The 12534-nt window shown below is 43.7% G+C and carries 8 protein-coding genes and 1 pseudogene; 3 read left to right on the plus strand and 6 right to left on the minus strand.

What is annotated here, in order from left to right; genetic code table 11:
- Positions 1-23: 23 nt before the first annotated feature.
- The 5 genes and pseudogenes from IE130_RS07150 to guaA form a co-directional block, all read right to left on the minus strand.
- Positions 24-1016: a hypothetical protein gene (locus IE130_RS07150; RefSeq protein WP_189583823.1), complete on the minus strand. Its 993-nt coding sequence runs from the start codon at positions 1014-1016 to the stop codon at positions 24-26.
- Between the two features lie 725 nt (positions 1017-1741).
- Positions 1742-1816: pseudogene (locus tag IE130_RS14390) on the minus strand (GMP synthase (glutamine-hydrolyzing)); the annotation flags it as partial.
- 77 nt (positions 1817-1893) lie between these two features.
- Positions 1894-2706 (minus strand): hypothetical protein, encoded by an 813-nt coding sequence (locus IE130_RS07160; protein ID WP_189583826.1) that lies wholly within the window; start codon positions 2704-2706, stop codon positions 1894-1896.
- 45 nt (positions 2707-2751) lie between these two features.
- A complete protein-coding gene (locus IE130_RS07165) occupies positions 2752-3438 on the minus strand; it encodes a DUF2628 domain-containing protein (RefSeq protein WP_189583829.1) in 687 nt (228 codons plus the stop codon).
- 301 nt (positions 3439-3739) lie between these two features.
- Entirely contained in the window at positions 3740-5344 is a 1605-nt protein-coding gene (gene guaA, locus IE130_RS07170; protein WP_189583832.1) for a glutamine-hydrolyzing GMP synthase, read from the minus strand.
- Between the two features lie 463 nt (positions 5345-5807).
- Between guaA and IE130_RS07175 the strand changes: the two genes are divergently transcribed.
- The 3 genes from IE130_RS07175 (at position 5808) to IE130_RS07185 (ending at position 11138) form a co-directional block, all read left to right on the plus strand.
- Entirely contained in the window at positions 5808-7568 is a 1761-nt protein-coding gene (locus IE130_RS07175; protein ID WP_189583835.1) for an FAD-binding oxidoreductase, read from the plus strand.
- A gap of 172 nt (positions 7569-7740) precedes the next feature.
- Entirely contained in the window at positions 7741-9399 is a 1659-nt protein-coding gene (locus IE130_RS07180; RefSeq protein WP_189583838.1) for a glycerol-3-phosphate dehydrogenase/oxidase, read from the plus strand.
- A gap of 170 nt (positions 9400-9569) precedes the next feature.
- Complete coding sequence (locus IE130_RS07185; RefSeq protein ID WP_189583841.1) at positions 9570-11138, plus strand: FGGY-family carbohydrate kinase; 1569 nt, start codon at positions 9570-9572, stop codon at positions 11136-11138.
- Positions 11139-11200: 62 nt separating this feature from the next.
- On the opposite strand, the gene IE130_RS07190 is transcribed toward IE130_RS07185, so the two are convergent.
- Entirely contained in the window at positions 11201-12367 is a 1167-nt protein-coding gene (locus tag IE130_RS07190) for a MalY/PatB family protein (protein ID WP_189583844.1), read from the minus strand.
- Positions 12368-12534 lie beyond the last annotated feature (167 nt).

Here is a 12534-nt window from a genome sequence, read left to right on the forward strand (position 1 = left end):
CTGCTTTTTCAGATCTGGATAATTTATAAAGACACCGTCACACCTTCGTATTCTTTGCTTGCACCAAATACGTGTTCATGACAGAAAGACACTGTATGTTTATTATAAATTTCTAGTACAGCTAGGTCGTTATGCATACTCTCAACACTGATAGATTTAGGCATCGATTTGAAAAAATCTATAGTTTCTTTTGTTATAAACTCTGGTATATACGCATCTACATCCTCAAAAACATATCTTATAAATGCATAAGAACATAAATTAAACTCCCATACCATCTCACTATTTCCCCCTACATACGTATTATATCCGCGGTCAGAAAGAAGGCACTTTTCGTCATCGTAGGTATACACACACACTCGAACTAAGCGATTCGGGTTCTCATAAATACTCTTTATAAGTCGATCTAAAAAGTTTGGTTGATCCGCTCTCATAGAATTCAATAGAAAAAAGATAGTCGCAAGCCAATATTCATAATCATTCTTTGTTATACCTAATTGTTCGCATAAATGATCCTGCTGTGGCTTATTTCCATTTAGTACACGATTGAAGTTTGCAAGATGTATAGGATCAGTTGGAATCATACCCTTAAGCTCAGAGAAGGTATTCAAAATCTTTTTTATAGAATAAGGATTTCTAATGAAGTTTAGAAATTTAGACCTGAAGATATTAAAAATTTCTAATTTGACATCAGTTTTAGGTGAATGTATTTTAGATAGCAAGCTTTCAGTATTAGCCTTTATTATTACTTCATAGGAATGGAACAGTTTTTCGAAATTGTACTTACTAGCTTCTTTTCCTAATATATCAAAGCTAAATAAATCATTCAAGCTTAGATTTTTGCAAATACTAACACCTATTTCTGAGTCTATGCTGACAGTGCATGAATCACGATCTTGTATGCTAAACGAGTAAATCTTTTGATTTTTACTTTTAGCTTCAGGATTAATTGCATTAAGCCTTTGCTCTACTTGAGGTAAAAAATGCTGATTTTTAGTTACATCACGCAAGTCCATTTTTAACTCTCTATTAGGTTGTATTTCATCATTCTAGCTTATCTAAAAAACTATGGAAATTTTACATTCAAACCAAAAAAAATACCCAACTAAGTTGAGTGCTTTTTTATCATTTAAAACTAAGTATTATCTAGAATCTTGCTCCCACTCAATCGTAACCGCCAGTAGCTGCCTATTTACTAACATTATTGATAACTCTAATAACGTTACTTATGATTTTTAATATTTTCTTAATTGTATATTGAAATTTACTGATGAAGACCACATTTCATAGGTGAGGAATAACCTCGCTAAATTAAAGGATTAAATCATGAGCTTGAAGCCAGGACCGAAACCAATTGCTAAGTCGACTGGGAAGCCAGATCAACGTCGACGTGACAATAAAAACACTCCAGGAAATACTCCATCTGTAAAGCCGAGTAAATCCTCCAAGTGAGGATGAAATAATTTTACTTTTAATGGCAGGCCAGAACTAATTGTACTGGCTTTTCTTCAATACAATAGTACCGAAATTGCCTTTTCTTATTAGCTAATTTGGTCGAGTAAGTCTTAATCTCAGAAATTTACGTTAAACATCCTAATTCAGTGAGTTAGATATAAGAGAGTTAGGTAGTATTCCCAACTTACCAATCTATATGAACTATCAGTGAAAAGATGACAGACATAAAAAAGCCCACGATAACGTGGACTTTTCTAATGATGACAAGCAGTGTCTTATTGGATAATTACTCCCACTCAATCGTCGCAGGTGGCTTACTCGACACATCATAAGTCACACGTGATATCTTAGCAATTGTATTCGCAGTTAGATAAAGATGAAATTAATATGGAGCGAATGACTTACGATCAAACGCAGCCATTTCTACGTCATCAACAACTAGCCACACGCCCAGTCAAAATTGTTATTCAGCAAATCAATTTGACCATTACCACCGCCCATATTGGCATCGCCAAGCATCTCTTCAAACTCAATATAAAAAGGGCTAAATTCTGGCATTGCTTGAATAGGATTAGCTGTACCACCAAAGTGATTTTTTGCATGAAATCTATCAAGATTTAATGCATCGCCTTTAGTAGAAAACATCGGAATATAAGCATTTTCATCACCTTCATCTGGCCACTCATCAAGCATTTTTCCGACATTAGGATCATCTATTCGGACAACGTGCTGAATAAACTGAGCAGGTGCATCTTTGACAAAGCAAGTACTACTCCACTCTTCTACTTCATAGCTTAGACATATAGTATTTTCTTTATTGGGCATCGGTGTGGACCCACCAGAGAACTCTGCTTCCGTTAGCCAAATCAATGCCCAGCCACCACCAATAATATCTTCCAGATAAGTTTCTTGACGATGACGATGGTTAGCATAATTACTCAATGATGCCCAAAAATCTTCAGCGTCTATATTATTCATCTCAGTGAGGTTAGTAATCATGTCCTCGACACCACCAACCCTATCTTCAAAGGCATCATCCGCTTGAAAAAAAGAGATTGCCACTAGATCTTTCCCTTTTACACGATACGCTTCAGGCACTAATATCGTCCATAAGTGCGCCATCGGTAGACCGTTAATCCTGCTTCGCGGCCATTGATCCGTGGTGATGCCGACTGGGCGACCAAAAGCCCAACCTTGCCCATGATCTTTATCCGTTAGTTCCAAATCATATGCTTGTTTTAATGGTTCCATCACTCTTACCTCGCCTCCTTAGATCAACCTTATTTATTAGAAGTACTACACTATCCAGTACCACTCAGGCGCGAGTAAGTAGGTTATACCGCCCGAAAGTAATATAAGTAAGAGAGTAACACCGATTGAACCAATCCACGACGTGCCACCTTGCTTGGCTAATTGTTCATTAATTACAGCCGAATCTGTATAAGTATCCGTAATCTTCGTGATTTTTTTAACACTGTGTTTAAGATAAAAGTAATTACCTGAAACGCCTGCTAGGCCAGCCCATGCTCCTATAAAAACAGACTGCCCTAACATATTATATTTTTCCATGCCCAACAAATACATTAGAGTTAGATCAACGACTGTTATACCAAGTATGATTAAAAAGGCGGCTAGATACATTTTTCGATAGCAAAACCAAAAAGAGCCCAAGAAAAAACCAGCTAGATTGAAACTTTGGAAATTAATTTTTTTATTATCAGCACTTAAAGTAGGTTTATGATTTTTAAACCATTTATTACGGTAGAAATCATCATACTTTTTACCAACGAAGGCTGCTAATAAACTATCAGCTGTCTGAGAGTCAGATGATGGTGTGTTTTGCATGCTTTGCGCATCTTTAGAAATATTGACCGCTGTTAACGGTGGTGGTGTTTGTCCTTGAATGTCAGACAGATTGTGTCCACAGTTTAAACACAAAACCGCTTCATTTGAGTTTTCTTGACCACAGTTATTACAAAGCATCTTATCCCTTAGTTTTACTGAACAGTTTGTAGTTTTATCTCAACTTCAATGATAAATAAAACCGATTAAAGTCGACCATATTATAGACAATAAAGACAAATGTTCAATAAAAAACTGGGGTATTTGCAACTATCTGATGATTTTGAGCAATAAAAAACACCCAACCAAGTTGAGTGTTTTTTCATTGACGACAAGCTGTATATCAATTCGAAAAATTTGAGTAGCGAGGAAAACGAGTGATAGCACTACATCAAGTAGGCTGAACGAGTTTGACGACGCTAATCAGATTTTTAGTTTGATGTTATTCCCACTCAATCGTTGCAGGCGGCTTGCTCGAAACATCATAAGTCACGCGTGATACTTCAGCGATTTCATTCATAATGCGGTTCGATACCGTCTCGATCAAATCATATGGCAGATGGGCAAAGCGCGCGGTCATAAAGTCTACGGTTTCAACGGCACGTAACGCGATTACCCACGCATAGCGGCGGCCATCGCCGACCACACCGACCGATTTGATTGGTTGGAATACCGCAAATGCTTGTGCAGTCTTATCATACCAGCCTGATTTTTCTAGCTCTGCCATGAATATCGCATCAGCTTGACGCAAGATATCTGCATATTCTTTGGTCACTTCACCAAGGATACGCACGCCCAAACCTGGACCAGGGAACGGATGACGATAGACCATTTTGGCTGGTAGACCCAAAGTAACACCCAGTTTACGTACTTCATCTTTAAACAAATCGCGTAATGGCTCAATCAGCTTAAATGCCAAGTCATCTGGCAAACCGCCAACGTTATGATGGCTCTTAATCACATGTGCTTTGCCTTGATGCGACTTGGCAGATTCGATGACATCAGGATAAATCGTACCCTGCGCCAAGAACTCAACGACTTTACCATCGCTCTGCTCGCTCACTTGACGCGCGCTCTCAGCGAATACGTCGATGAACGTTTTACCAATGATTTTGCGTTTTTTCTCTGGATCAGACTCGCCTGCCAATGCGTTTAAGAATAAATCTTCTGCATCAACACGGATGACTTTAACGCCCATGTTTTCTGCAAAGATTTGCATCACTTGGTCACCTTCGTTCAAACGAAGTAAGCCGTTGTCTACAAATACGCAAGTCAGCTGATCGCCAATGGCTTTGTGCAATAACGCTGCGACCACTGAGCTATCGACACCGCCTGACAGACCTAGTAATACTTGCTTGTCACCGATTTGCTCTTTTAACTGTGCAATACGCATATCAGCGATATTGTCTGGTGTCCAATCGCCTGCACAGTCGCAGATTTGATGAACGAAACGACCAAGCAGCGCTTGACCTTGTAGAGTATGGGTCACTTCTGGATGAAACTGTAGACCGTAATATTGCTTGTCGTCATTGGCCATAATTGCAATCGGACAGCTTGGCGTACTGGCAACGATATCGAAGCCTTCAGGGACTTCAATCACTTTATCGCCATGACTCATCCAGACATTGAGCGTGCCAGCCGCATCTTCGATACCATCGATCAAGGTAGAAGTGCCATTGATGTTGATCGTCGCTGCACCAAACTCATGGATATCACTGGCATGAACCTGCCCGCCAAAACGATCTGCCATCGCTTGCATACCGTAGCAAATACCCAGTACTGGTACGCCCAAATCAAACACCGCATCGTTGATACGCGGGCTATTCTCTGCGTGTACGCTCTCAGGGCCACCCGATAGGATGACACCTTTGGCACCAAAATCAGTAATTCGCTGAGTGTCGATATCAAAGGGTAGCATCTCACAAAACACCCCAGAATCGCGCACACGGCGGGCGATAAGCTGGCTGTACTGCGAGCCAAAATCGAGGATAAGAATGCGGTCTTGCTTGATAGTCGGTATTGCAGAAGTGGCAGCGGCAGTGGTCATAAATCGATGTCCATCAATAAATAAATTGGTGGCCTATTTTAACAAGTTTACGCCCTCTATTGGCTATTAGATGCGTAATTGTTCGCGATTATTGATGGTTATCGATAATTATTAGTGAATATTGATAATTATTCGCCAAAGACGATAATTTTTTATTATACAAATGACGAGTACCTATAAAATTTTTGTTTATATTGTGATATGCTCAAATGATAAGCAATTTAGCTTTAATGCGATAGATTTAGTATCGTTAGCTCACACTCATTACCAGACATTGAGCGGTCGCTAAATTGGCTCTAATAATTAACAGCAAACCTAAATAAAAAGTGACAGTCGGTTCAAGATAATTTGGATACAAGGAAGACGAGTGAAGTGTCTACAGGATAGTAGACTGAGCGCGCCTGACCTCGCATCCGATTTATATAGGATTTGACTATATAATAAATCGAAAGGCTAACTCTCTATGAGCAAAATCAAATCTCTTATCCGTAAAAGTCCTGAATCTGACCAGTCTGAACCTATCGCCGCAAATTCTGATAATAAAAATATCGATAACGTCAGTGTAGATAACGTCTCGAAAGATAATACCTCCTTAAATACCCCCATCGAGCAAACGCGCTGGAATGGTTGGGGCAATGTCAGTATCAATAAAAAAGTCTCGCCACATGGCGCAAAATTGATCAAATCGCACATCGGTAAAACCAACAAGCTAAAGTCTGTGAGCTTGCAACAAGTGCTCAAAACTGTGCCCAAATCGCGCTTGCCTACTGCCCTTACCGATCTTGATACGGTATCTATCGATCAAGAGGTCAGGCTCAGACACGCACGTGGGCAAAGCTTCCCCGATTGGATCGCTATGCATGGTGGCGACTTTGAAGTCTTCCCTGATGGTGTCGCTTTCCCTGAATCGACTGATGATGTCGAGCAATTACTTAAACTAGCTCAAGAGCATGATCTTATCGTCATTCCTTTTGGCGGCGGTACTTCGGTGGTTGGTCATATTAATCCACAGAAAGGCTCGCGCCCCGTATTGACCGTCGCTATGAGCAAGATGGACCAGCTGATTGACTTAGATAATGAGAGTCAAATCGCGACTTTTGGTGCGGGTACGCAAGGGCCTGCGGTTGAGGCACAATTGGACGAGCACGGTTACCGTCTAGGACATTATCCACAGTCTTGGGAGCTGTCAACCCTTGGCGGTTGGATCGCCGCGCGCTCTAGTGGTCAGCAGTCGTTGGGCTACGGGCGCATCGAGCAAATGTTTGCGGGCGGTACGCTAGTTACCCCACAAGGTGTGCTAAATATCGCTGATATTCCGGCTTCATCGGCAGGGCCTGATTTGCGTGAGATGATGATGGGCACCGAAGGTCGTGCTGGCATCTTTACGACAGTCAAAATGCGCGTACAGTCACAACCAGAAGAAGAGCTATTCAAAGTCGCTTTTTTACCCAATTGGGCAGCAGGTAAAGCGGTACTCAAACAAGCGGTACAGAGCAATGTTCGCCTGTCGATGCTACGTCTAAGTAATGCGGTCGAGACCGATGCGCACTTGCATCTGGGCACTACGCCTAGTCAATTCTTGGCTATTAGCACTTATCTAAAAGCACGTGGACTCAGCTCAGATAAAGTCATGCTGACTTATGGCGTTTCAGGTGACAAAGCGCATAATAAATTGGCACTTACCCAGTTCAAAAAACTATTAAAGCAGCACGGTAGTGTCACTGGTAAGCTGACCGATATCATGGGCAATATCTGGGCACACGGGCGTTTTAAGTTTCCTTATTTGCGTGGTACGTTGTGGGAAAAAGGCATCATGGTCGATACCTTTGAGACCGCGACCAACTGGATTAATATCGATGAGCAAATGGCGCAGATGCAGGAGGCGGTGAAAAATTCGCTAGCAGATGAAGGCGAGGAAGTCATGGCCTTTACTCATATCTCGCACGTTTATAAGCAAGGTGCCAGTCTTTATACCACTTACTTCTTTAGAGCGGCAAAAGATCACGCTGCTACCTTAAAACGCTGGCAAAAAATCAAACATGCCGCCAGTGTTAGTTTGGCTAATGGTACAGCCACGATATCGCATCAGCACGGCGTTGGTCGTGATCACGCCCCTTATCTTGGCGCTGAAAAAGGCGCGCTTGGCCTACAAGTTACCAGTGATATGATTAAAAGCTTAGACCCTGAACAACGTATGAATCCGGGCGTTTTACTTGAAGAGTGATTGCTTAAAAAGATGAACGATAAGTGCTATAGCAATATTTTTTACGCAGCCTCTGTCTGGCGAAGCGCACAGCATGCAAGAAAAAATCATTGCTGTAGCACACCGTAATCATGACGCTTTTTTGTTTAAAACTGCCTATGTCATATCAATGGATAACTAAGATGAATCATCTATGAACCAAACCAAACAACGCCAACAAGCTTTAGCCGCTCTATCACGTTCAGAACCTTGGGATATGCTCATTATTGGCGGCGGTATTACTGGTGCTGGGATTGCCCGCGAAGCAGCGCGGCGCGGCTTGGCGGTATTACTTATCGAACAAAAAGACTTTGCTTGGGGCACGTCCAGCCGCTCTAGTAAAATGGTACATGGTGGGCTGCGCTACATCGCATCAGGCGACTATAAAACGACTTTGCTTAGCGTGCGTGAACGTGAGCGCATGCTGAGTGAGGCTGGCGGCTTGGTCAACGAGATGCATTTCGTCATGCCGCATTATAAAGGCAAGTTCCCGCCGCCATGGATATTTAATACTTTGCTTCGCGTCTACGATAAGCTGGCAGGCAAGCGCTATTTTACCTACTTTAAAAAGGACGCTTTTTTGCGTCTGAATCCTCATATCAAGCAAAATAATTTTTTGGGTGCCAGTCAGTTTAGTGATGCCGTGACCGATGACTCGCGGCTCGTGATGCGCGTGCTGGACGAGGCCATACATGACGGTGCGCAGGCGATTAACTATTTAAAAGCTGAGACGTTACTCACTAATGAGCAGGGCTTAGTAATAGGTGCAGCGCTAAAAGATACCGCTGATTCAAATTCTATAGCTAACAACGCTCAAACTTATAACGTTCATGCCAAAGTCGTCGTCAGTGCGACGGGCGCTTGGGCAGATACGCTACGGATGCAAGCCAGCCAACAAACCGAACAAACCTTTAATAAGCAAATTCGTCCGTCTCGCGGCAGTCATTTGGTGGTCAGCCAAGAGCGTTTACCGCTTACGCAAGCCTATACCTTTTTGCACCCTGTCGATAAAAGAGCAGTTTTTGTCTTCCCTTGGGAAAACCGCACCGTCCTTGGTACCACCGATTTGGATCATCCACCGTTAGGCGATGAAGAGGTCGGCATCACCAGCGAAGAGGTGGATTATCTATTGACCGCGACCAATGATCTCTTTGATGACGTCAACCTAAACCGAGAGGATGTGATCAGCACTTGGGCAGGCGTGCGTCCGCTGATATCAGAAGGCGGCGATGGTAAGCGCGTCAGTCCGAGCAAAGAAAAGCGCGACCATAGCGTGTGGTTGGATAATAACCTAGTGACCGTCAGCGGTGGTAAGCTCACGACCTTTCGCCTCATTGCGCTTGATGTCCTTAAAAAGTGTCAAGAAGTGCTCGCCCTTGATGAATCAGTTATTCAAAACAACAACCTAGACAGCGATCAAGTTTTTAGCAATCAAATCCCAACCAATCCTAAATTTGCGACTTTACCAAAACCTTTACAACAGCGCTTACAAGGGTTTTATGGCCGGCAACTTGACAGCTTGCTTGAGCTGGCACATGACGAAGACTTAGCTTACGTCACCGATAGCAATACCATTTGGGCGGAGATTCGATTTGCCGCGCATTATGAGCAAGTGATTCATTTAGATGACTTACTATTGCGGCGCACGCGCTTAGGTTTAATACTACCGCATGGCGCAATGACGCCATTGATTAGCGCCAGATTGAAGCCAATCTGCCAAGAGGAGCTGGGCTGGAATGAGCAAAGGTGGCAGCAAGAAGCAGAGCGTTATCAACAATTATGGCAACGCTATTATCATCTGCCTGCGGCTTAGCGCTTCGTTGAATGTAGATGAAAATTAGTGCTGCTTGGGTAAATTTTTTGCAGCCTCTGTCTGCGTAGGCACAACAAGCAAGGAAAATTTTTCCCAGTAGCATGCCACCAGCGCCACATACTCTAAATGAGCTATATCTCTATTACATTACTACATAGTTAAGGACGACTATGACCACGAACCTTGATGACCCGATTTATTTCTTAGCTATCGATAACGGCACCCAAAGCGTCAGAGCACTTATCTTTGATCAATTCGGCACTGAGATCGCCAAAGCCCGTGTGCCTATCGAGCCGTATTTCTCTAAGCAGCCCAACTATGCCGAGCAACATGCCGACTATTATTGGCAAAAGCTCAGCGAGGCCTGCCAGCAATTATGGCAAAGCTGCGATGTCACCCCAGCACAAATCGCCGGTGTCAGTCTCGCGACCCAGCGCTATACGATGATATGCTTGGATAAGAATAAACAGCCGCTGCGCCCTGCTATCGTATGGATGGATTTGCGCCGCGCTGAGACCAATGATATTGGTTTCCTAAGTCCATTGACCAAAATCATTGGCATGGGCGAGCTAGTCTCCGAGGCGCAGCAAAAAGCGCGCTGTAATTGGCTCGCGCAAAACGAGCCTGAAATCTGGGCGAAGACTGCGCACTATGTCAATCTCTCCGCCTACCTCACCTATCAGCTCACTGGTGAACTCGCTGATTCGACAGGTCACTCCGTCGGCTACCTGCCTTATAACTTTAAAGCACAAAAGTGGCTAAAACCCACAGATCTCAAATGGCGCTTATTCAGTTGTACCCCTGATCAAATGCCCAAAATTATCTCGCCCGGTCAAAAGCTCGGTCAAATTAATGTTCAAGCCGCCGAGGCCACAGGTATTCTACAGGGTACACCGATGATTGCTGCCGCCAGCGATAAAGCTTGCGAAGCTCTAGGGGCAGCGGGTCTCGCTACCGACACGGCCTGCTTAAGCTTTGGTACCACTGCCACTATTAACACCATCTCTACCGATTACGTCGAAGTCCTCAAGCACATGCCCGCCTACACCGCCGCCGCGCCAAACTATTACAACCATGAGTATATGATCTATCGTGGCTTTTGGATGGTCAGCTGGTTTAAAGAGCAGTTTGCTCACTACGAGGAGCAGCTGGCGCAGACTCAGGGTATCGATACCGAAAAACTCCTCGACCAAGCGGTCAAAGACATTCCAGCAGGGTCTATGGGTCTGATGATGCAGCCGTATTGGTCGCCCGGTGTTCGTCATCCGGGGCTTGAGGGCAAAGGCGCGCTCATTGGCTTCGGCGATGTGCACACGCGGGCGCACGTTTACCGCGCTATCTTAGAAGGGTTGGCCTACGAGCTTAAGCTTGGTTTTGATACCATTGAGAAGCGCACGGGCAAGCCCATCAAACACTTGCGCGTCTCTGGTGGCGGCTCCCAAAGTGACTCAGCCATGCAGCTCACAGCAGATATTTTTGGCATGCCTGCCTACCGACCGCATACTTATGAAGCCTCAGGCTTAGGCGCTGCCATCAACTGTGCGGTAGGTCTTGGCGTTTATCCTGACCATTTAACTGCGACACAAGCGATGACCCATTTGGGCGATAAATTCTTACCCATTGATGCCAATGTCCAGCTGTACAAGCGCTTGTATAATGAAGTCTATCTAAAGATGTACGAGCGCTTACAGCCCTTGTATCATAGCATTCAAGACATCACTGGCTACCCTGCCAAATAAGATAAAACGGCTGCGTCAGCCTAACCTTAATATTGATTAGGAGTGATGGCTTGCGTTGCTGTTTAATTGTCATCACTACTTAAGGCTGTATAAATACGGTTCAAGCCTTCTCTCAACACCGCTTGAGGACAGGCCACGTTAATACGCATTTTAAGGTGTCCCTCATTACCATATTTGATACCAGAATTTAGCTCAACTTTAGCGTCTCTAAGCGTTTCATAAAGCACTTGATCCTCTTGACCATACGCCGAGCAATCTAGCCAGATTAAATACGAGGCTTCTGGGCGCATAACCTTAATCTTAGGTAGATGCCCTTCTAAAAAGTGAATCGTTAATTCAATATTGGACTCAATGTAAGCCAGCGCCTGTGCCAACCACTCACCGCCCTGTTCATAAGCACTACACATAGCCGCATAAGCAAATAGATTCAGTTCATATTCATCGTTTAAGTTCTGCTGCTCGCTGATTTTTCTGAGTAATGCCTCATCTTTGGCAAAGATCATCGAGCCTTTAATACCAGCGATATTAAAAGTTTTGGTCATAGAAGTAAGGCTTACTACGTTGTGCTCATAATCTTTTGCTAGCGTCAAAAAAGGCGTGAATGTGTGACCTTGTAAGGTTAAATCTTGATGAATCTCATCGCTGACAATCGCCACATTATATTTTTTGCAAATAGACAGCAGCGCTTCTAGCTCCTCTCTCGACCACACGCGTCCGCCCGGATTGTGTGGATTGCACAGTAAATACAGCTTAACCTTGTACTCAACTATCTTGGCTTCGATATCAGCCAAATCCAAGCGATATTTGCCCTCAATCTCTTTTAATGCAGAGGTCACCAGCTTGCGACCGTTTTGCTCCACCTTAGTCATAAAGGGTGTATAAATGGGATCATTGACCAATACCGCATCCCCTACTTCAGTAAATACGCTCATCATCAGTGCGAGGCTTGGCACGACACCGGGTGAGAACAAAATATGCTGCTCATCCAACCACAAATCATAACGACTACCATGCCAGTCAATAATCGATTTATACAAAGCCGCAGTGGGTTTGGTATAGCCCAATATGCCATGCTGCGCAATTTTCTCAATCGCGTTTAATATCGGCTGGGCAGCCTTAAAGTCCATATCCGCCACCCACAGTGGAATCGTGTCATCGGTATAGTGCCATTTGACTGACCCCGTATCACGCCTATCGATTATCTCATCAAAGTTATATAGCACTGACATTCTCCTAACAGATAGTGGTCACTTATTATAGTCTAGATAATGGCGTTGTCTTTACTGTTTGAATGATTAGGACACGCCCTAGCAGTCTTAGCCTCTTTCAACCGTAATTATCTATTCATCGGCTTAAACGACCTTTGGTAAAATAACCATATTATTAGTGAAATAAT

This window comes from Psychrobacter glaciei, from assembly GCF_014652895.1.
GTDB classification, from domain to species: domain Bacteria; phylum Pseudomonadota; class Gammaproteobacteria; order Pseudomonadales; family Moraxellaceae; genus Psychrobacter; species Psychrobacter glaciei.